Consider the following 22,017-nt stretch of genomic DNA (forward strand, 5'->3'; position numbering starts at 1 on the left):
GCTATTGCAGACCACGAATACAGACAGACTCTTTCTTTACAGCGTACAAATCTTAAAATGGCCAAAGATCAGGTGGCTGCTATCAATGATGTCATAGCTCCCTTGATGATCCATAAATATCATAGTATCAATCGTTATTCTACTTTTTACATAAAAAAGAGAACCCAACACATCAGGTTCTCCAGGTATAATTTGAGAATATCCACCGCACACTTTATTTATTATTATCTCTATGATATGTATCCCACATCTGTTTAAATTGGGAACGGTGAGGTCTTTCCTTTATTTCATTCAAAATTTTTTCAATTTCTTTTTTACCAAAAATACAATCGGGCCGTTTGATAATCAACTCTAAGGCGTCAAGAGCGTTATATATCTCCATTTGGTAAACTTCATTACTGATTCTGTTTTTCGCAATCGATTTTAAAGCCGATATATCCCCATCCTCTGTAAATATAACAGGAATATCCATATATGCGGCCATTAAAATCACATGTACATCCCCAATACTCGTCTCTGCCCTCCGATAGTTGAAAATATCGCAATTATCTGGAAGATCATCAGCTCTCTTTATCGAATCTGTCGTTTCATAATATTCACCCAGATGTTTATATAACTCCCTAAACTGTTGTGTATACAATTCTGTATCATCTTCATCAAATAAAAATTCCTCATAAGATGCAATACGAATCAATCCCTCATTTCTCAGTTTTTCTGTATAAGGATACATTTCCAGTTCATTTTCCCATATATATGGATGTATAACCGGTTGGAAGTCCAAATTCTGCAGAATTTCTTTCAAAAGTTCTATATTTTTTCCTTCTTTTGAGAATTTATGCAAAAAGCAGGTATCTACCAGTGCTTCTGGTTTATTCATTGTCACAGCAGTCTCCTTCTATGTGAATTTCCAAATGATTCTCAACAGCCTCTTTCACCTTGAAATCCTTTTTTATCTTTTGAATCAAATATGGTTCAATCTCCGGGCATTTTTCAGCTTTTTCCAGCAAAGTACGCATACCAGATATAGTCCTAACCCCTGTTCCATTTCCAAGATACGTATTCTGATCACTTAAAAATGCCTTTACCAAAGTTTCGATCTGTTCGTTATTGTTTTCCAATTTCTCAGCTGACTGCTCATTCATAATTCTTGTTTCCACAAGTCTCCTGCGTACCGCTTCATAAGGAACCATAAAATCACTCATCTGGCAAACCATTAATCGAACCACTTCATCCACTCTCACCTTTCCGGTTGGAATTTCAAACTCACTCATATGCGCAAAGAAATTTTTTCTGAATGCTTTATAGGGCATCAACAGTTCCGCTGCAAAACGATTTGTAATTGCTTCCTCATCCTGTTCTGTTAATTCTCGTTTCTCATCTAACTCTTTCCAGACTCGATTAGCAACCTTAAAAATATGACCCAATTCATGTGCGGCGGCAAAAATCTGTTCTGCCATTGGCTTTCCTGTATTAATATAGACAAAATCTTCCAATTGATTATGAACAATTTTTTTTATATGAAAGCCACGATTTTTCTGGTCTTCAATCGGAAAATATACAACCGTGCACTGATTTTCCAAAATCCCAAAAATGTCATCCCGTATTGCTGTATTTTCTATAATGCACTCTTGTTTTATTTCATCTACAATATTTTGAATAACCTTATCCATTTCAGTATATTCCATCACTAATCCCACCTTTAAAAAGAAGCTGTACGAAATTCGTACAGCCTACATTGTTGCTTCTTTTAAATCGATATATTCATCTATAAGATCCAAGACAGTATCAAGATTTTCCAAGTCAGTAAATTCTTTCATATATTCCAATTCTGGAACTGCCTTATCTGCTTCTAAATTTAAAAGATCATGTTTAGTTGTTCCCAACGCACTTGCAAGCTCTGCAATTCTGCGTGGCGGAAGCATAAATTTACCTTCCAAAATCCGGCATACTTCACGATATGAACACTGTAATCGTTCTGCCAGTTTTTCCCGACTAATTCCGGATTCCTGCATTACGGTAAAAATATTAACCCCCAGCTTTCTTCCAATGTTAGCCATATTGTTCACACTCTCTTTCTATTATTTCATGCATTTAAGCATACTATCACCCAAAACACCATGTCAAATAATTTCTTTAGTGAGTATATCATAATTCATGTTATTCATGCAATGGCAATTTGATTTTATATAGCTTATATAACTTCTTAATTCGTACTACAGCCCTAATAAGCCTTATTATGGTTTCATAATTCCTGTTCTTTTTATTTTGATATTTCCCATTTTGGCTACTTTTGTTTTTCTAGTTCGTCTGACTACTCTGCCAAACACAGGCTTCTGAATCCGTTCCCGTGACCTTGTATTATTTTTTCTTGCTCTGTTTACTATTGCAATATTCTCAGCTGTTATTTTCTTTACATCTTCTGGGCAGTCATTTTGTCGTCGTAATTCATCCACTATCTCCATCAGATTGGCACTGTATCCCTCATACATAAGTACCGGATTTCCCTTTTTTACCGCCATAAACGTTGGAGACTTAGATAAAATCCGGACGATTTGCTTCTCATCTTCATTCCCGGTTATGGCAGAATACGTTTTAATGATATTTCTGGTACTATAATTCATTTAAACACCTTCTTTTTTTATCAAACTTAATTTTTCTATTGCTCTCTCTGTCTTGAAACAGTATTGATCATATCGTCTGTATTTCGGAAATCTTGCAATGGCTAACAACGTTTTTAAATTTATCTCCCCAAAATAATAACGTTCGATATAATTCGATAATACTTTAAATGTTGAATCAGCCATTCTATCATAAATAATATCATGAGCACTGTTATAATTCTCCAACCTGCATTTACACAAAAACTCTGCCCATTCCTTATTATATCTGGTCAGTTCTTTTATATTTAATTTATTTCCATTAAGAATTTTTTCGTCAAAAGAATATGTATATAAAAAACCTTCCTTTTTCAATTTGCCTCTTGTCGCCCATTTGATTGCCTGCTTCTTATTTGTTGTCAAATAATATCCCAAACCAAAGTCTTTTCCCTTACGTGCCTTTGACAAATCTATTTCCATAAAATCATATGTGCTTCCATGATACAAAACCATATAAATTTTTCCCTTCTTAATGGTTTTCTTGTTTCTTCATATTATCATAAAGCAGCTTTTTTAGCAAGCGACTACGGCCTTTTCAGGTATCATATTCCCATAACTAGCAACTAATGTTGATTGTAAGCATAAGCATTCTTTTCACTGCCCCTTCTATATCATCATCTGCATTTTTTATCTTTAACACTTCAGATTTTTCCACAATCCGATTATAATCATTATCCTTTGTCTTAACAGCCAAATTTTCCTCATAAAAAGCCATTTTAACCAGCTTATCAACGCAAAAACTTTTAGGTCTGCTGCCAGCAATCTGTAATATCACACGGCGATGGCCACATACATGTTTTGTGGTCAATATATGTCCCGTATTTTTGTTCATTATACGTCCATCTGCTGATATAACATATCTTGCTGCTGTGTATCTGTTATACCCAATATCTTTCCAGATTTCTGATACTTTTTCCATCGCTCCATCTCCTTATTTTTCTTTCACATCACTTTTTTTTCCCCGGGATTCATTTGCAGTAAATCCCGGGACAACACTGAAATGTAAAAAAATATGTTCGGACATTCCTTTGTCCATCTATATTATAATATAGCATTATGTTTCATGCCTTTCAGATTGTGTTTCATTTGTTTCTTTCTTCATACAAAAACATAATTGTGCTGCTTCTTCCTTAGCTTTCAGGAATGCTTTATAACATTCCAAATTTTTAAAGAACTGACTAATATAACGACTTACCTGAGGTGTGCTATAGCTGATTTTATCAGAGATAGTTCTATATGGCATACCATCTATAACCGCCATGGATACAGCTAAATAAATTTTCTCTTCAACGCATTCTTTACACCAAGCGATCGTTCGACGTATCACAAAGAGTTTCATCGTAAGATCACTTATATTTTTCTCCAAAGATGCTTTATTACATTCATACACATTTTCCTGCATGTATGCTATATTCATTATTCCATCATCAACTTTCCGCATCTTATAATTTTCTTTTAGTTCTTGCAACTGTATAATGTGCCACTCCAAACTGATTTCCAAATCTCGATACTGCATAAAATCGGTTTTTGTAAACTCAAGATTTCCATTTATCATATTGCTCACCTGCTTCTATTGTTTCCTGTGACTTCAGTGTTTTCTTATTATTCGAATTCAATCGCACCATAATATAACGTAAGAAACCATAGCCATAGTATTCTGGACTGTGAATTCCAACGCACACACTGTCCTTATCAACGTAATAACCTTTTATAGGCTTAGGCTCTGTTCTAAAAAAGTCACGCTCTGAAATGACTTTGATTTCTGGTTCCGGTCTCTTCAGGTTTTTGCTTGCATTCCAGCGTTTCTTTTGCAATGCTCCATCTTCTTTTTTGCGATGTTTATCTGTATATTTAACCAGATAGCTTGCTAATTTAGCATAATTACCAGAATTGTCCAAGTTAAAAGCTTTGATTTTATTCTGTTTCTTGTATGCTTTGTTCCAACATTTTTGCAGTATCTCTGTAGCTATTCTATTAACGACTAAGTGGTGATGTCTTGCTCCCCTTTCTCCAATCTCCATTACATGGACATACCTAAATTCCAAACCAGCTTTTCTATATTCTTTGCGGCATTCCCGCAGAAATATATCTATATCATGTCGCATTTCTTCCGCTGTTCGGTCAGGTTCTCCTTCTACTCTAATATAATCTAGTATGAGATGGATATCCCCTTCCTCAAAATTGGCATTGAGCAACTGTCTCAATTTTCTTTCGGAATTTCTACTGTTGATTTTTTTCTGTCCCTCCGTCGTTGGTTTTACCTTATCTCCTCGTTTAATTCCTTTCTTTTTATGATTGTTATTATAGTATTTCTCAACTTCTATTGTTTTTCCTGCTACAGTTGTTCTCTTATAATATGACATATTCGTATCTCCTATCATTTCTTCTTGTCGGTAAGTTAATGCGCTTATCAAGTGTTAAAACCAGATTGCATCTGGTGACCAATAATTTTTATATAAAGAATATGTGATATTAGGATGGGCCCTGTCAAAAAAAGTCATTTTTTCTATTAATTATTTTTTTACACAAAAAAAGAGAACCCCAACGGATTCTCTGTAATTGGTATTCAATTTACTTTTAATTTTTAGGAACATAATGTGCTCATAGTGCCCTTTTTCAGAGATTTTTTAAAAATTTATGCTAATTTTATGCTAAAATCGAAAGTTTAAATCCCGGAATACCAGTGTTTATGCGGATCTTTCAAATTTACACAGTTTTTTCACGAAATTTTAAGAAAATCCTTAGAATTTCTTTCTTTTCAAAAGCAGCTTTACCGATTACAATAATACCTATGAAGAAGACACAAAAGATTAAACATAAAAAACACCCAAACAGCGTGCACCTTACCAAAAAAGCGCGTCTCATAAAACGCCGGCATCAGATTCGCCGACAAAAACAGTTTCTCTGCTTCATACTGTTTCTTATCATAATCCTGTCTCTGTCCTTTCTTTTTTTACGACCACTCCGTACTTCCAGACAGACTCATATGATCAACTCTGCCTGCGAATCTTATCGCAGCGATGTAGAACAAGTTGCTGCAAAATACGATATGTCTGCATATGTAGATCTTATTCTGGCTCTTATGATGCAGGAAAGCTCCGGTCAGGGAACAGACGTTATGCAATCCTCTGAAGGTGCATATAACACACAATATCCTCAGACTCCAAACGGCATCACAGATGTAGATTATTCTATTGCCTGCGGAATTCAGGAACTGAAATATTCTATGACCAAAGCAGATGTTACAGGACCGAATGATATTGCCAACATCAAACTTGCTCTTCAGGGATACAATTTTGGAGCAGATGTCTATTTTAACTATCTGAAAAAAAATGGCATCACCTCCTGGTCTGAAGAAAGTTCAAAAGCTTTTGCCGAAATAGCAAGCGGAGAAACCGAGCGTTCCAAAGAAGATCCTCTATACGACACGGCCGGTCCATGGGACTATGGAGATCAGTATTATCCGGAACATGTACTTCGTTACTATCATTCCTAAATCACTTGATTCGTACAAAATGTTTTTTATAAATTTTTCAAATTTTTTCGAAAAAACATTTGACAACTACAATTATATCTGGTATTATATGTCTTGTCGATGAGGAACGCACTTCTTCACAAGACATTTGCGATAGTGGCGTAGTTGGTAACGCGCGACCTTGCCAAGGTCGAGACCGCGGGTTCGAGCCCCGTCTATCGCTCTTTTTATTTTCCGGACTGTTATGTCCGGTTTTTTGTTGCTATTTTTTTCATAGCACAAAGAAATGCTTCGGACTTTCAATAATATAGCCGAAGCATTTCCCTCCGACTGTCCCAGCATCAGGTAATGTTTCTTCAGAGGTAAAAAATTCTTCCTCTTCCCCTCCTTTTTCCTGCTGCTAAACATAGCATATCATATTCTGAAAAAAGAGAGGAAGCTTTTTCCTCTCTTTTTCGGCATTTCCTGCAAATTAATTTTATGTTTAATATTGACTCATCATAATCAGTGATGGAATAAACGAATTCCGGTAAATGCCATAACTATTCCATATTTATTACAGGTTTCGATTACCGCATCGTCTCGCACGGAACCACCTGGCTGAGCAATAAACTTCACGCCGCTCTTATGTGCTCTCTCAATATTGTCACTGAACGGGAAGAATGCATCCGAACCAAGTGTCACATCTGTAAGCTGATCCAGCCATGCTCGCTTCTCTTCTCTTGTGAATACTTCCGGCTTTTCTGTAAATACATTTTCCCATGCACCGTCAGCCAATACATCCATGTACTCTTCTCCGATGTAAACATCAATTGCATTATCTCTCTCTGCACGGCTGATCGTGTCTTTAAACGGAAGATTCAGTACCTTCGGGCTCTGACGTAAAAACCAGTTGTCTGCTTTCTGTCCGGCAAGTCTTGTACAATGTACACGTGACTGCTGTCCTGCTCCAACACCAATGGCCTGACCATCTTTAACAAAGCATACCGAATTGGACTGTGTATATTTCAGAATGATCAGAGATACCTTCAGATCTCTCTTTGCTTCTTCTGTAAGTTCTTTGTTTTCTGTCACGATATTGGAAATCAACGCATCATCGATTGCAAGTTCCTGGCGTCCCTGTTCAAATGTCACACCAAATACCTGCTTATGTTCCAGTGGAGCCGGTACATAATCTGGATCGATCTCAATCACATTATAATTTCCTTTTTTCTTCTGTTTCAGTATCTCCAGTGCTTCCTCTGTATATCCAGGTGCGATCACACCATCTGAAACTTCCCTTTTAATCAGCATCGCAGTATCTTTGTCACATACATCTGAAAGAGAAATAAAATCGCCAAAAGAAGACATTCTGTCTGCTCCTCTAGCTCTCGCATATGCACATGCCAGTGGGGAAAATTCTTTCCAGTTCATGTCATCTACCCAATAGATCTTTGCCAGTGTCTCTGTAAGCGGAAGTCCTACTGCAGCTCCTGCAGGAGAAACATGTTTGAAAGAAGTTGCTGCCGGAAGTCCTGTTGCTTTCTTAAGATCACGAACCAGCTGCCAGCCGTTAAATGCATCCAGAAAATTGATATAGCCCGGTTTGCCGGAAAGTACTTTGATTGGAAGATCCTGTCCTTCTTCCATATAGATTCTGGAAGGTTTCTGATTTGGGTTACATCCGTATTTTAACTGTAATTCTTTCATCTCTGTACTCTCCTTACTGATTTTTATTTACGATTTTTGTATTATATGTTCCTGTTGCAATATCAATATAGCGTACAAACAAAGAAACTTTGTTATCTGCATTCAAACTATTCCAGAGAAGTTCTGTGAATGCATCCATATCATCCGGGATATCGACCAACTTTGGTTCACCCTCAAAGCTTGGTAACGGATTACCATCACATTTATAGGTATGAATGAAACGTCCTTCTCCCGGAACTGCTTTTTCGTAAGCATATGTATATCTCAGACAAGAATCCGGATTACCGTTATCACTCTTCAGAATAGACATCGCATAGCTGTAATTTCCATTCTCGATATGCATCACACCGGAAATTCTTGGTGTGTAGTTCGGTCCGTCCGGCTCAAATTCACGTGATCTTAAGGACTGCTCAAAAGTCAGCTGTTTATCCAATCCCTCATAAATAGTATCTGTCTGATCACCATTTGTCACAATTGTCTTATTTCCAAGAACACGTACCGGAGCATAAATGATCAGGCTCGGATCTGTCAGTTTTGAAGGATCAAATGCCTGTGTACGAATTCCCTCACCATCTGTAACAAATACACGGTTTCTACTGTTCTCACTTCTTCCCATGATGAAGTATGCGGTAACTGCCTTTGTTCCGTCTGCAGAACGTCCGATAATGATTCCTCTGCCCGGATAAGAATTGTTTTTCAGTTCATTTTCCAGTGAAATTTTTTCCATGATCATTCTCCTTTAGTGTGATAAAGTAAAGCGACCGCCTGGGTAGTCTGTTTCCAGGCTGCCCAGGCGGTCGGCACGTTCACTTACTGCACTCCCTGTAGTTCATCCTACTTCCGCCAGTCATGCAGTCGTTGTAATCATAATATACTATCTTATTTCATTTAGCAAGAACAAAAATAAATACATCAGCTAAATATTTTTATTCAGTTACTTTATTCGTCTACGCTATAGTTCGGTGCTTCTTTTGTGATATGGATATCATGCGGATGAGACTCTTTCAGAGAAGCAGCAGAAATCTTAATAAATCGTCCTGTTGTCTTAAGCTTCTCAATTGTTTCTGCGCCACAATATCCCATACCGGAACGAAGGCCGCCCATCAACTGGAATACAGTGTCTTCCACATGTCCTTTGTATGCAACACGTCCTTCAACACCTTCCGGAACAAGTTTCTTCGCATCCTGCTGGAAGTAACGGTCTTTACTTCCATTCTCCATAGCTGCAATGGATCCCATGCCACGGTATACTTTGTATTTACGTCCCTGATACAGTTCGAATGTTCCCGGGCTTTCATCACATCCGGCGAAGATGCTTCCCATCATGCAGACATTTGCACCGGCTGCAATGGCCTTGGTAATATCTCCGGAATATTTGATACCACCATCTGCAATAATCGGAATTCCGTAACGGTTTGCTACTTCATAACAATCCATAACAGCAGTGATCTGTGGAACACCAATACCAGCTACAACACGTGTTGTACAGATAGATCCAGGTCCGATACCAACCTTAACTGCATCAACACCAGCGTCAATCAGAGCCTTTGTAGCAGCTCCTGTTGCAACGTTACCTGCGATAACCTGCAGATCCGGATATGCGTCTTTAATCTGACGTACTGCACGGAGAATGTTCTCTGAATGTCCATGTGCTGAATCAATAACAATAACATCTACGTTTGCTTTTACAAGTGCTTCAACACGTGCAAGAACATTTGATGTGATACCTACTGCAGCACCACAGAGAAGACGTCCCTGTGCATCTTTGGCTGCCAGAGGATATTTGATCTGTTTCTCAATATCTTTGATTGTGATCAGACCTTTTAAATTAAAATCATCATCTACAATGGGTAATTTCTCTTTTCGGGATTTGGCAAGAATCTTCTTTGCCTCTTCAAGTGTGATTCCTTCTTTGGCTGTGATCAGTCCCTCAGAAGTCATGCATTCTCTGATCTTCTTTGTAAAATCAGTTTCAAACTTCAGGTCACGGTTGGTAATGATGCCAACAAGTTTCTTACCTTCTGTAATTGGAACACCAGAGATACGGAATTTTGCCATCAGATTATTGGCATCTTCCAGTGTATGGTCTGCGGATAAAAAGAATGGATCTGTAATAACACCGTTCTCAGAACGTTTTACCTTATCTACTTCCTCAGCCTGTGCTTCGATGGACATATTTTTATGAATGATTCCAATACCACCCTGTCTCGCCATGGCAATTGCCATTCTGTGCTCAGTAACGGTGTCCATTCCTGCGCTCATCATAGGAATGTTCAGCTTGATTTTTTTCGTTAAGTGCGTTGTAACATCTACCTGATTCGGAATTACTTTTGAATATGCCGGAACTAACAGAACGTCATCAAATGTAATGCCTTCACCAATGATAGTACCCATTGCATTTCCTCCCTTGTATTTATGTTAGTTTGATTTTGATTCAAAGTGTAACAAAAATAACTTACAGTGTCAATCCAAAAAAACTTTGCTTGGAGCTGAATTTTTGATAGCCTGTGCCATCTGTTCATCTGGTTCGATAATAATCTTACAGTTTTCTCCACCGCTTTTTATAATAACGGCAAATCGTCTGTGCTGCTGATTTCCGGAAGAATAATCCAGTGTTTTCAATCGGCTGTTACCATTGTAATAATCCATTCTGTGTGAATCAAGAGGCGCGACCAAATCTGCCTCACGCAAGTTCATGGACATAACTTTTTTCCGTTTGGATTTTGACATGACCATATCAATGTCAAATTCTCCATTTACAAAAAGGTACTCATACTCCAGATCCGTCCGCGGAATCACAAAATAAGATGCAACACCTAACGCAACTGCAACGAGAAGAAGGATCGGACTGATAAAAAGGCCTGCGCCCACTGCCAGGACTGTCAGTACGATCATTCCATATTTGACTATGGAATCTTTTGCGGTTGGTTCTTTTTTAACCAGTAATTCTGAATAAAGATCGCTCATATGTACATTCTCCTTAATATATATAATATTTATTAAATTTTATCACAAAAAGGGATCAGCGTCTATGACGCCAATCCCTTAATTCGCATAAATTTATTTTACATCATGCCGCCCATTCCTGGAGCACCTGCCGGCATAGCCGGAGCATCTTCTTTGATTGTAGCAACTACAGACTCTGTAGTCAGGAGTGTAGAAGCAACACTTGTCGCATTCTGCAGAGCACTTCTTGTAACTTTAACCGGATCAAGGATTCCGGCACCTACCATGTCTACATATTTCTCGTTCAGAGCATCAAATCCAACACCTGGCTCGGATTCTCTTACTTTATTGATAATAACAGAGCCTTCCAGACCAGCGTTTGCAGAAATATGGAACAGCGGAGCTTCCAGAGCTTTGAGGATAACGTTTGCACCTGTCTTTTCATCACCTTCCAGAGTTGCAACCAGTTCTGCAACCTTCTTGGATGCATGAATATATGCAGATCCGCCACCTGCAATGATTCCTTCTTCTACTGCTGCTCTTGTAGCTGCAAGAGCATCTTCCAGACGAAGTTTTGCTTCTTTCATTTCAGTTTCAGTTGCAGCACCAACACGGATAACAGCTACGCCGCCAGCCAGTTTTGCAAGTCTTTCCTGTAATTTTTCTTTATCAAATTCAGACTTTGTCTCTGCAATCTGTTTACGGATCTGAGCAACACGGTCAGCAATTTCTTTCTTATCACCCAGACCATCTACGATAACTGTATTCTCTTTTGCAACTTTGACAGATTTTGCACGTCCAAGCTGAGCCATTGTAGTTTCTTTAAGATCAAGTCCAAGTTCTTCGGAAATTACCTGTCCACCTGTCAGAATAGCGATATCCTGCAGCATTTCTTTTCTTCTGTCTCCATATCCAGGAGCTTTAACAGCAACTACCTGGAATGTTCCTCTTAATTTATTTACGATCAGAGTTGTCAGTGCTTCACCTTCTACATCTTCTGCGATAATCAGAAGTTTTGCTCCAGCCTGAACAACCTGCTCCAGTAACGGAAGAACTTCCTGAATATTGCTGATCTTCTTGTCTGTGATCAGGATATATGGGTCTTCAAGATTTGCTTCCATTTTTTCCATATCTGTAGACATATATGCAGAAATATATCCACGGTCAAACTGCATACCTTCTACCAGATCAAGTTCTGTATGCATTGTTTTGGATTCTTCAACTGTGATAACACCATCATTGGAAACTTTTTCCATTGCATCAGCAACCAGCTGACCTACTTCTTCATCACTTGCAGAAATAGATGCAACATTTGCGATCTGTGCTTTGCCACTGATTTTCTGGCTCATTTCTTTGACAGCCTCTACAGCTGCATCTGTAGCTTTTCTCATACCTTTTCTCAGGATGATCGGGTTTGCACCTGCTGCCAGGTTTTTCATTCCTTCATGAACCATTGCCTGTGCCAGAACAGTTGCTGTAGTAGTACCATCACCAGCTACATCATTTGTCTTGGATGCAACTTCTTTGATCAGCTGGGCACCCATGTTTTCGAATCTGTCTTCCAGTTCAATTTCTTTTGCAATAGTAACACCGTCATTTGTGATAAGCGGAGCACCAAACTGTTTGTCAAGTACAACGTTTCTTCCTTTTGGTCCGATTGTTACTCTTACTGTATCTGCAAGTTTGTTTACACCAGTTTCAAGTGCAGCTCTTGCTTCTGCACCAAATTTAATTTCTTTTGCCATGATGACTGTCCTCCTGAAATGCTTAATGATCTGTAACGTTTTTTATTCTGTTACGATTATTCAACGATTGCGAGAATATCGCTCTGTTTTACGATGATATATTCTTCGCCGTCAAGTTTTACTTCAGTTCCTGCATATTTGGAATAAATAACTTTATTACCTGTAGCAACTTCCATCTTAACTTCTTTACCGTCAACAACTCCGCCAGGACCTACTGCAATAACTTCTGCCTGCTGCGGTTTTTCCTGTGCCTGTCCCGGAAGTACGATACCAGATTTTGTTGTTTCTTCTGCTTCTAACTGTTTTAATACAACTCTGTCACCTAAAGGTACTAATTTCATGATCTATTTCCTCCTTTATTGTTGCCTTTTTCGAATTACTAGCACTCATTTCGTTTGAGTGCTAATCACTGTCCCTATATTATTTAAAATCATGATTTTCTGCAACTCTTTTCAAAGCTGTAAATTAGTATTATTTTTTTATTTATCTTTTATTTTCTCTTATTTTCTCCTGTTTTCTCATTTTCTGATTTTTAAGTATTTTATAAAAGAAAAGGCCCTTTCCTTCATAGGAAAAGACCTCTCTTTATAAACAGCTTCTGCTGTCCTTATGATTTTTTGCTTCGCTGAGCTTTAATTTCTTCAAGCTCATCAAAAATTACTTCGTTAAGTACTTTGATATAAGTTCCCTTCATACCTGATGAACGAGATTCGATTACCCCGGCACTTTCAAATTTGCGAAGTGCATTTACAATAACAGATCTGGTGATTCCTACACGGTCTGCAATCTTGCTTGCAACCAGAATACCCTCTTCTCCATCAAGTTCATCAAATATATGAATGATCGCTTCCAGTTCTGAGAAGGACAGTGTATTGAATGCAGATTTTACAACCTGTTGTTTACGGTCCTCTTCTGCATTTTCTTCATGAACCGCTCTCATCATTTCCAGACCAACCACTGTTGTGCCATATTCACTGACGATAATGTCTTCAATATCATAAGGCTTATCGTTACGATACATAAAAACAGTCCCCAGTCTTTCGCCGGCAATATCGATTGGATTGATAATACCCTGACAGTTGCTGTTTACATGTTCAAATCCAAGTGTCTGAAGATTCACATTTTCCTTTGTAGACAAAACGCCAAGGAAACGCTCATTTAACAGAGAATCTACATGTCCGCCTACGTTATCTTCAATCAGCTCGGTAATTTCTTCAACGCCCGGACATAAACTGATTCCAAGTACTTTACCCTTTTTGCTCAGTACCAGGATATTGGAACTTAATGTGTCCATCAGCACCTGACAGATATCATTAAATACAACTTTACTGGAACTGCTGTTGTGCAAAAGCTTATTGATTTTTCTGGTTTTATCCAACAACTGAACGCTCATTACGGCCTCCTTCTCCTGTTTTTTCGATGTTTTCAATCTTATGGTATAATAGTACACGTTTTGCAACGAAAATACAAGATATTTTTATATTTTTTTCGATTTTGTCCGCATTTTCAGAAAATTTATATATTTAATCTTCTTTAGACTTCTGCTCTACATAACCGCAAGTTGTCTCACTGCAGACAATCTTGTTTCCTTTTTCGACCATATAGCTTCCACAAACCGGGCATTTTTTTGCTGATGGCTTCTGCCATGACATAAAATCACATTCCGGGTTGTCGATACAACCATAATATTTACGACCCTTCTGGGTTTTCTTCAACACAACATCCTTTCCACATTTCGGACATGCCACACCGATTTTTTCATAATACGGTTTGGTATTTCTGCATTCCGGAAATCCAGGACATGCAAGGAATCTTCCATGTGGTCCGTATTTGATGACCATATTGCGTCCACAGACATCACAGATTTCATCTGTAACTTCATCCTGAATTTCAACTTTTTCCAGTTCTTTCTCAGCAGCATCCACATCTCTCTTAAGATCCGGATAAAAGTTTCTGACAACCGTTTTCCACTGCACAGTACCCTCTTCAACGCAGTCCAGAAGGCCTTCCATCATTGCAGTAAAACGAACATCTACAATGCTTGGAAATGCCTGTTTCATAATATTATTAACAACTTCTCCAAGTTCCGTCACATAAAGATTTTTCTGTTCTTTAGATACATAACGGCGGCTGATGATCGTGGTAATCGTCGGAGCATAAGTACTCGGACGTCCAATTCCCTGTTCTTCCAGTGCCTTTACAAGAGATGCTTCTGTATAATGTGCCGGTGGCTGTGTGAAATGCTGTTCCGGTTTCAGTTCAGTAAGCTGCAGCTTCATTCCCTTCTCAAGACTCTGACTGAGTACATTGCCTTTTTGATTATCTTCTTCCTGCATGTACACAGACATAAATCCGTCAAATATGATCTTGGAGGCAGCAACCGTAAAAGTATACTCTCCTGCACTGATTTTTACTGATGTTGTTTCATATTTTGCTGCAGACATACGGCTTGCTGTAAAGCGTTTCCAGATCAGCTGATACAGACGGAACTGATCTCTGGAAAGAGATTCTTTGACCGTGACTGGCGTTCTGGTAATATCAGTCGGACGGATTGCTTCATGCGCATCCTGAATCTTCTGGTCTTTTTTTACCATCTTTCCACTTGTAGAAACATAGTTTTCTCCATACTGTTCACCAATGTAGGTTCGCGCTGCTTCATCTGCTTCCTGTGAGATTCGAGTGGAATCCGTACGCAGATAACTGATCAGACCAACCGTGCCGCTTCCCTTAATATCAATACCTTCATATAACTGCTGGGCAAGACGCATTGTTTTCTGTGTAGAAAAATTCAGTGTTTTGGCTGCCTCCTGCTGCAAAGTACTGGTTGTAAACGGCAGGGGTGCATTCTTGATACGTTCGCCTTTTTTTACCTCTGTAATTTCATACTCTGCATTTTCCAGTTTTCCAAGAAGTTCATCCATCTCGGCCTTATTATGGATTGGAAGTTTCTTATCCGTGCCATAGAATTTTGCCTGAAGAGGTTTCTTCTCTCCTTTTACACGAAACTCACCTTCAAGACTCCAGTATTCTTCCGGAATAAAAGAATTGATCTCATCTTCTCTGTCACAGATAATACGCAGTGCTACAGACTGTACTCGTCCTGCACTCAGGCCTCTTTTCACTTTTACCCAAAGGAGCGGACTGATCGTATATCCTACCATACGGTCAAGCATTCTTCGTGCCTGCTGTGCATCTACCAGGTTCATATCCAGATCCCGCGGCTGTTTGATGGAATTCTTTACAGCAGTCTTTGTGATTTCGTTAAAAGAAATTCTGCGCATCTTAGACGGATCTTCTTTTAGCGCCTGCATCAGGTGCCAGGAGATTGCCTCTCCCTCGCGGTCAGGGTCAGTTGCAAGATATATCTTATCTGCTTTTTTGGCCGCTTTGCGAAGATTTGAAAGCAATTCTCCCTTTCCTCTGATCGTAATATATTTTGGTTCAAAATCATTCTCTACATCAATGCCAAACTGACTCTTCGGGAAGTCACGCACATGTCCGTTTGATGCCTGTACATCATAGTTACTCCCAAGAAATTTCTTAATGGTTTTTACTTTTGCAGGTGATTCCACTATCACCAGATATTTCGCCATGCTATCTCTCCTACTTCTCCGTTACTGTTCACTCCGTTACAGCAACACTTCTTAAACTTCCCGGGAGGCTGATCCGTGTCTTATGTTGTCTTTACATAATAATGCCTGCCTATTTCCCGGGCTAACCCCGATATTTTCAACTCCAGCAGAAGACCGCCGACTTTTTCCGGCGAAAGTCCTGTCTTCTGGATCAAAAATTCCACAGATTTTGGTTGCAAATCGAGACAACTATACACCAATTTTAAATCGGTTGCAAGTCCTAACTCATTTTTTGTCTTTACTTTAACAATTTTTTCACAATCTATTCCGAGTTCCCGAAGCAGTATTTCCGGTGTATATGCGATACCTGCCCCGTCATAGATCAATTTATTACACCCCATACTAAGTTCCTCTGTTACCGGTCCCGGTATGGCAAAAACACTTTTTCCCTGATCAAGTGCCCACTGTGCAGTGATCAATGAACCACTTTTTTCTCTTGCTTCAACAATCACAACAAGATCCGCCAGTCCGCTGATAATTCTGTTTCTTGCCGGAAAAAAATAATTTCTTGCCCGAGTCCCCGTCGGCTGTTCACTGAGTATACCACATTTTTCTCGCAGAATTCGCTGATAAAGTGCTCTGTTACCCGAAGGATAACAGATATCAACGCCATTTCCAAGTACCGCCCATGTGCCTCCTTCTCCTTCCAGTGCACCTCTGTGTGCCTCAGTATCAATCCCATATGCCATCCCACTTAATATTTGCACTCCTTCTTCACTGAGTCTCCTGGCATAACGAAACGCCTGCATACGCCCGTATGGACTGGCTGCCCTGGCTCCGACGATTGCAACTGCCGGTCGTCGTGGATCCGGTAATGTTCCCCTGACATATAAAATCTCCGGCATTCCCTCATAATGCAGAAGTTTCTGCGGATATTCCGGACTTTCTTTCGAAATCTCACGCACAGACATTTCCGTGTCACTTTTTCTGATGTTAAGAGTTCCTTCCATATAAATTATCACTCCTCTTCAGATTTTATACCCTGATTAATTCCAGTATTTTTTGTCAAATGCCCGATAGGATAACGCTTCTGCTATGTGATGTCTGTGAATACTTTCTGTCGCTTCCATATCTGCGATTGTCCGTGCCACCTTTAGAATCCTGTGATAGGCACGGGCACTGAACGGCATATTCTGAAATGCCATCTTCAAAAGCTGCCGGGCGTCTTTTTCCATCTTGCAATATTTCTCAATCTGAGCACCACTTAATTCTCCGTTAAACTGAATTCCTTCTATTTTATATCGTTCTCTCTGAATATCCTGTGCGCAGATAACCCGCTCTCTGATCGTTTGTGTACTCTCCCCTTTTCGTCCACTGCTCAGTCCTTCAAAATCTACCGGGGACACTTCAGCACAAAGATCCAGTCTGTCCAGAAGCGGCTGACTTATTCTTCCCAGATACTGCATTACCTGTGCCGGTGTACACCGACATCTGTTCATATCCGGATAATGACCACAGGGACATGGGTTCATTGCCGCACACAACATAAAATCTGCCGGAAAATCATACGTCCCATATACTCTGGAGATACGTATCACCTTGTCCTCCAGTGGCTGTCTGAGAATCTCCAGGCTTCTTCTGGAAAACTCTGGCATCTCATCCAGAAACAATACACCTCTGTGTGCCAGTGTGATCTCCCCTGGTCTGGGATTTCGGCCACCACCAGCCAGAGCCTGTGCTGAACATGTATGATGCGGACTGCGAAAAGGTCTTTCTCTGATCAGAGGATCTCCTCTCGAGAGCAATCCGGCAATACTGTAGATTTTTGTCAATTCCAGCCCTTCATCAAATGTAAGTGCCGGCATAATTCCCGGAATTCTTCTCGCAACCATCGTTTTTCCTGCCCCCGGAGGCCCGATCATAAGCAGATTGTGAAAACCGCTGACTGCAATCTCCACGGCTCGTTTCAGACTTTCCTGTCCTCGAATATCACTGAAATCCAGTTTTTCTTTACCCGGAGATTCTATTGTTTTTCCCACTTCTTTTCTATAAGAATCCGGACTTTGCACATAGCGTATCATTTCCTGCAGATTGCGAACTCCAATCACCTTCATATCCGGTATCAGTGTCGCTTCCCGGAGATTCTCATATGGAACAACACAAAACCGGCACTTTTCCTCCCTCGCCCTGATGATTATAGGCAAAATCCCTGATATTGCATGAATTTCTCCATTAAGGCTTATTTCTCCGGCCATCATCACCCGATCCAGCTGTTCCGATTTCAGAATATCTGACGCCGCCAAAACAGCAGCTGCTAACGGAAGATCAAATCCAGCTCCTTCTTTCTTAATATCAGCCGGAGCAAAATTCACGGTAATTCTCTTCGGTGGAAGTGCAATACCGTTATTCTTCAATGCCGTTCTGACACGATCCTGTGCTTCCTTTACCTGTGCCGAAGGAAATCCAACCATCGTAAATGTCGGCAGACCATCACTGACGTCTGCCTCCACCTGGATTGGATGAACATCCATGCCTAAAATCGCTGCTGATAGTACACTTGCAAACATAACAACCTCCTGTATGCACATGCACCTCGATCTGCACTGCTATATTTTTTAATTTATAATTGTATTATGGGAATAAAAAAAGAAATGATTTTTATTATAGTCCATTTTGCTCCGTATTGCAATAGCACATTTCGGACTGTTTTATAATTACAGAAAATGAAGGAGGTATAAGAATGAAATTTCAACGAATTCAGGATCTGCGTATAGATTCCGATCTCTCTCAGAAGAAAATTGGTGAAATTCTTCATATCAGTCAGCGTTCTTATTCTCATTATGAAACAGGATCTCGTAATATTCCAATTGAAATGCTGATCCGCCTCGCTGATTATTATGATACCACCATTGATTATCTGGTTGGAAGAACCGATAACAAAGAACCGATCAAATGACGCAGAAAGCGAGTCAGTTTCCCTGACTCGCTTTCTGTTCTTCCCACTCAGCAATCTTTGAAATATTTGCAAGCTCATATTCATTGAAAATAGAATTCTGTTCGGCATCAAAAGTGTCCGGATCTATCGTACCCTGATACCAGGATTTACTGTTAAAATAATCCGCAATATAATCTGTTACAAACTGACGTCCATGGCGTGCATAGATTTCATTCTTTGCAAGTTCCAGCTGATCTGAACTATATGCTGAAATCTCCTCATCTGTCAGATAACGATTACTGCTCTCCGGGAAGAAATATTCTCCTGTCTCAGCCGTATTCTGTGCCTGCTCGGCCGGCGTTGGTGTAACCGTCGGATCCGGTTGCAGCTGTACCTGTGTTCTGCTCATAATACAACTTACATTTGGATATACAGAAGAAACTGGTTCTGCTGTCGTCGCACGCAGATATAATTGACCATTGTCAAATGTCAGATTTCCTGAAGCTGCATTTCCCGCTGTATCTGTAAAGGAAAATGCTGCCGCAGTTCCGGCCACTTCCGCAGTTACATCAGCAGAAACAGACTGTGTCTGTCCTGCATCTGTCTGGCTGAAGCTGAATGATACACTGTCCTGACTGATATTATATATATTAATTGTCACAAGTCCATCTGTGCTATACCAGTAATCCCAGAAATCATCCGGATTAAAACTTACTTTTTCTTTTGGTATCGGCGTTGGTGTCGCTGTTGGCCTCGGTGTCGGACTCGGAGACGGTGTCACAGGAACTTCCGTAGGTGCTGCTGTCGGCAGACTTTCCAGCGCTGCCATTGCTTCTTTCTTCTTTTGTGCCTCTCTCTCACTTTTCTGAAATCCTGCCAGAAGAAGTGCTGCTGCACTGAACATGATAAATATTGAGACCAAAATCACCAGCAGTACCCTCAGTCTGTTTTTTCTTCTCATTCGCTCACCTCTGTTATTGCTTTTGTACTTTATTTTTTCTCTTTAATAATACCTTTTCTGTATGCGTCAAGCAACTGTCGCAGTTCACCGATACGTTCTTTCAGAGCTCTTCCTGTGTCTGTATCCCCTACTAAACGACGTTTGGATGTATAATGTACGGATACTCTGTTGGATACAATATCACTTTCTTTAGATATTGCCTGCTCCTTGGATGTAAAAGGCTCATGTGCCGTCAGCACCAGGCCATAAGAATTGTAGATCAGCGTATATCCGGCAATTCCTGTTACTTTCTGATAAGCTTTGCAGAATCCTCCATCAATAACAATTACTTTCCCATTGCATTTGACCGGACTCTCACCATCCCCCTGATGCACAGGAACATGTCCATTGATGATATGGCCGGTTTCCGGATCCAATCCAAATTCCCGTATCATTCCATCTACTACTTTTTCATTTTCAAGAAGATGATAATACGCACCTTTTGTTTCTTTGTGAGTTTCCTTATCCGCAATAAAATATCGTTCAAATGTAGTCATTTTATCCTTGCCAAATAGCGGCGAAGACGGACTTGCCCAGATAAACCACAAAATATCTCTGCCCTTACGCTGTTCTTCTCTGTCAACCGCATAAAATGCTCTCCGCACATATGCCTCCAGAACGTCATACAATTCACGTCCCTTATAAGTTTTTCCGTAAATCTGAATTTCCTTCAGACTTCCGTCTTCATTTAATGGAATACATCCATGAAACAGAAGATTTCCATTATATATCTTATAAAGTCCACCTTTGTCCAGCAACAACCGCATATGATTCTGCAATTTTTCGCAGTTTCGGAATGCAGTTTCCAGACGTTCCATCACATCCAGTTCTCCCGGAGTAAGTTCATACGGATGCTTCCAGTCAATCGTTGGAAATTCTGTATCAAGCATTGGATATTCTTTTCCATCTGCCAGTGTAACCGTACCTTTTTCCGGATTGATCCGGTGCAGCAGACATCTGTCTTCCATATGAAATTCTTTATGTCTTCGAAGCAGCTGTCCCTCCAGCTTAAACTGAATGATTGCAATTGCTTTATGCATCTTCTGTCCAAGTTCTTTTTCCAGTGCATTATAATTAGATGTTCCCTTCATTTCAAAAGCAGTACACGGATCATCTTTATATACTTCCATTGCAAATGTCGCAAGCGGAAGCATATTAATTCCGTATCCATCTTCCAGAATATCCAGATTTCCATAGCGGATACTGTTACGAAGCACCGTTGCTATACAGGCTCTCTGCCCAACTGCTGCCCCCATCCATACTACATCATGATTTCCCCACTGGATATCCAGAGAATGATACTGTATCAGACGGTCCATGATAAAATGCGGGCCCGGGCCTCTGTCAAAAATATCACCCAGAATATGCAGATGATCTACAACCAGTCTCTGTATCAGTTCTGCAAGTGCAATGATGAAATTCTCTGCACGGCCAATTTCAATGATCGTATTGACAATAGAATCATAATAAGCTTCTTTGTCGAGCACTTCCGCCTTTTCTGTGATCAATTCTTCAATAACATACGCATAATCCGGAGGTAATGCCTTACGTACCTTGGATCTTGTATATTTGGACGCTGTAGTCTTGCAGACTTCGATCAAACGGTACAAAGTAATCTTGTACCAGTTCTCCATATCTTCCTCTGTCTTTTTGACCAGCTGTATTTTTTCTTTCGGATAATAAATCAGTGTAGCCAGCGCCCTCTTGTCATTATTGCTCAGTGTATGGCCAAACACATCATCGATTTTTTTGCGTACAGCACCAGAACCATTGCGAAGTACATGCGAAAAAGCCTCATATTCTCCATGCAGATCCGACATAAAATGTTCTGTCCCTTTTGGCAGGTTCAGAATCGACTGCAGATTAATGATCTCAGTAGAAGCCTTTCCGATTGTCGGATAGAGTTCCGCAAGTCTCTGTAAATACCTTAACTCCTCTTTTTTCATAATTGTCTCCTTTTCGCTATGGTAACATACCCGGCTTTTCTATCGGTAATCC

At 39.8% G+C, this 22,017-nt stretch carries 22 protein-coding genes, 1 tRNA gene and 1 riboswitch; of the genes, 3 read left to right on the forward strand and 20 right to left on the reverse strand.

All coding sequences use genetic code 11. The annotated features are described in order from the left end of the window. Positions 1-214: 214 nt before the first annotated feature. The 8 genes from LI112_RS10265 to LI112_RS10300 form a co-directional block, all read right to left on the reverse strand. Positions 215-877, reverse strand: coding sequence for a hypothetical protein (locus tag LI112_RS10265; protein WP_138344446.1), 663 nt, complete (start codon positions 875-877; stop codon positions 215-217). Then, complete coding sequence (locus LI112_RS10270; RefSeq protein WP_138344445.1) at positions 870-1,685, reverse strand: ImmA/IrrE family metallo-endopeptidase; 816 nt, start codon at positions 1,683-1,685, stop codon at positions 870-872. Before LI112_RS10270 ends, LI112_RS10265 begins: the two co-directional genes overlap by 8 nt. A 45-nt stretch (positions 1,686-1,730) precedes the next feature. Then, positions 1,731-2,057 (reverse strand): helix-turn-helix domain-containing protein, encoded by a 327-nt coding sequence (locus LI112_RS10275; RefSeq protein WP_138344444.1) that lies wholly within the window; start codon positions 2,055-2,057, stop codon positions 1,731-1,733. Between the two features lie 177 nt (positions 2,058-2,234). Continuing rightward, complete coding sequence (locus LI112_RS10280) at positions 2,235-2,621, reverse strand: hypothetical protein (protein WP_118437822.1); 387 nt, start codon at positions 2,619-2,621, stop codon at positions 2,235-2,237. Beyond that, entirely contained in the window at positions 2,622-3,110 is a 489-nt protein-coding gene (locus tag LI112_RS10285) for a DUF3990 domain-containing protein (protein WP_138344443.1), read from the reverse strand. It lies immediately after the preceding gene. A 103-nt stretch (positions 3,111-3,213) separates the two neighbouring features. Further along, positions 3,214-3,576: a hypothetical protein gene (locus LI112_RS10290; RefSeq protein ID WP_138344442.1), complete on the reverse strand. Its 363-nt coding sequence runs from the start codon at positions 3,574-3,576 to the stop codon at positions 3,214-3,216. 135 nt (positions 3,577-3,711) lie between these two features. Next, on the reverse strand, positions 3,712-4,212 hold the full coding sequence (locus tag LI112_RS10295; protein WP_138344441.1) for a hypothetical protein: 501 nt from the start codon (positions 4,210-4,212) through the stop codon (positions 3,712-3,714). Beyond that, on the reverse strand, positions 4,193-5,020 hold the full coding sequence (locus LI112_RS10300; protein ID WP_138344440.1) for a hypothetical protein: 828 nt from the start codon (positions 5,018-5,020) through the stop codon (positions 4,193-4,195). The genes LI112_RS10295 and LI112_RS10300 overlap by 20 nt, the downstream gene beginning before the upstream one ends. A 623-nt stretch (positions 5,021-5,643) precedes the next feature. Between LI112_RS10300 and LI112_RS10305 the strand changes: the two genes are divergently transcribed. Together LI112_RS10305 and LI112_RS10310 are read left to right on the forward strand one after the other, a co-directional pair. Beyond that, a complete protein-coding gene (locus LI112_RS10305) occupies positions 5,644-6,153 on the forward strand; it encodes a lysozyme family protein (RefSeq protein ID WP_227190670.1) in 510 nt (169 codons plus the stop codon). Positions 6,154-6,282: 129 nt separating this feature from the next. After that, positions 6,283-6,355: transfer RNA gene (locus LI112_RS10310), tRNA-Gly, on the forward strand. 281 nt (positions 6,356-6,636) lie between these two features. On the opposite strand, the gene LI112_RS10315 is transcribed toward LI112_RS10310, so the two are convergent. The 10 genes from LI112_RS10315 to LI112_RS10360 form a co-directional block, all read right to left on the reverse strand. Beyond that, positions 6,637-7,821, reverse strand: coding sequence for a phosphoribosylaminoimidazolecarboxamide formyltransferase (locus LI112_RS10315; protein ID WP_138344397.1), 1,185 nt, complete (start codon positions 7,819-7,821; stop codon positions 6,637-6,639). A gap of 13 nt (positions 7,822-7,834) precedes the next feature. Then, complete coding sequence (locus LI112_RS10320; RefSeq protein ID WP_022388931.1) at positions 7,835-8,548, reverse strand: IMP cyclohydrolase; 714 nt, start codon at positions 8,546-8,548, stop codon at positions 7,835-7,837. A 53-nt stretch (positions 8,549-8,601) separates the two neighbouring features. Further along, positions 8,602-8,682: riboswitch (ZMP/ZTP riboswitch) on the reverse strand. 78 nt (positions 8,683-8,760) lie between these two features. Next, positions 8,761-10,215, reverse strand: a complete 1,455-nt coding sequence (gene guaB, locus LI112_RS10325) for an IMP dehydrogenase (protein WP_005427278.1) — start codon at positions 10,213-10,215, stop codon at positions 8,761-8,763. Positions 10,216-10,284: 69 nt separating this feature from the next. Beyond that, a complete protein-coding gene (locus tag LI112_RS10330) occupies positions 10,285-10,788 on the reverse strand; it encodes a DUF6106 family protein (protein WP_005427277.1) in 504 nt (167 codons plus the stop codon). A gap of 98 nt (positions 10,789-10,886) precedes the next feature. Beyond that, positions 10,887-12,512, reverse strand: a complete 1,626-nt coding sequence (gene groL, locus LI112_RS10335; RefSeq protein WP_227190671.1) for a chaperonin GroEL — start codon at positions 12,510-12,512, stop codon at positions 10,887-10,889. A gap of 56 nt (positions 12,513-12,568) precedes the next feature. Further along, the gene (groES, locus tag LI112_RS10340) at positions 12,569-12,853 is read right to left on the reverse strand and encodes a co-chaperone GroES (protein ID WP_005427275.1); all 285 of its coding nucleotides are present in this window, start codon (positions 12,851-12,853) and stop codon (positions 12,569-12,571) included. A 266-nt stretch (positions 12,854-13,119) separates the two neighbouring features. After that, positions 13,120-13,905 (reverse strand): GTP-sensing pleiotropic transcriptional regulator CodY, encoded by a 786-nt coding sequence (codY, locus tag LI112_RS10345; RefSeq protein WP_005427274.1) that lies wholly within the window; start codon positions 13,903-13,905, stop codon positions 13,120-13,122. Between the two features lie 130 nt (positions 13,906-14,035). Then, positions 14,036-16,105 carry a type I DNA topoisomerase gene (topA, locus tag LI112_RS10350; RefSeq protein WP_118236055.1) on the reverse strand — a complete coding sequence of 690 codons (2,070 nt, stop codon included), beginning with the start codon at positions 16,103-16,105 and terminating at the stop codon, positions 14,036-14,038. A gap of 80 nt (positions 16,106-16,185) precedes the next feature. Continuing rightward, positions 16,186-17,094 (reverse strand): DNA-processing protein DprA, encoded by a 909-nt coding sequence (gene dprA / locus LI112_RS10355; RefSeq protein WP_117738657.1) that lies wholly within the window; start codon positions 17,092-17,094, stop codon positions 16,186-16,188. 36 nt (positions 17,095-17,130) lie between these two features. After that, positions 17,131-18,651: a YifB family Mg chelatase-like AAA ATPase gene (locus LI112_RS10360; RefSeq protein ID WP_055056655.1), complete on the reverse strand. Its 1,521-nt coding sequence runs from the start codon at positions 18,649-18,651 to the stop codon at positions 17,131-17,133. Positions 18,652-18,824: 173 nt separating this feature from the next. Between LI112_RS10360 and LI112_RS10365 the strand changes: the two genes are divergently transcribed. Continuing rightward, the gene (locus LI112_RS10365; protein WP_005427270.1) at positions 18,825-19,040 is read left to right on the forward strand and encodes a helix-turn-helix domain-containing protein; all 216 of its coding nucleotides are present in this window, start codon (positions 18,825-18,827) and stop codon (positions 19,038-19,040) included. A 13-nt stretch (positions 19,041-19,053) separates the two neighbouring features. On the opposite strand, the gene LI112_RS10370 is transcribed toward LI112_RS10365, so the two are convergent. Together LI112_RS10370 and LI112_RS10375 are read right to left on the reverse strand one after the other, a co-directional pair. After that, positions 19,054-19,980, reverse strand: coding sequence for a YARHG domain-containing protein (locus LI112_RS10370; RefSeq protein WP_118044976.1), 927 nt, complete (start codon positions 19,978-19,980; stop codon positions 19,054-19,056). A 29-nt stretch (positions 19,981-20,009) separates the two neighbouring features. Beyond that, positions 20,010-21,965: a fructose-bisphosphatase class III gene (locus LI112_RS10375; protein ID WP_005427268.1), complete on the reverse strand. Its 1,956-nt coding sequence runs from the start codon at positions 21,963-21,965 to the stop codon at positions 20,010-20,012. Between the last annotated feature and the right edge of the window lie 52 nt (positions 21,966-22,017).

It is taken from the genome of Blautia sp. 210820-DFI.6.14 (assembly GCF_020558815.1).
GTDB classification, from domain to species: Bacteria; Bacillota; Clostridia; order Lachnospirales; family Lachnospiraceae; genus Blautia_A; species Blautia_A obeum.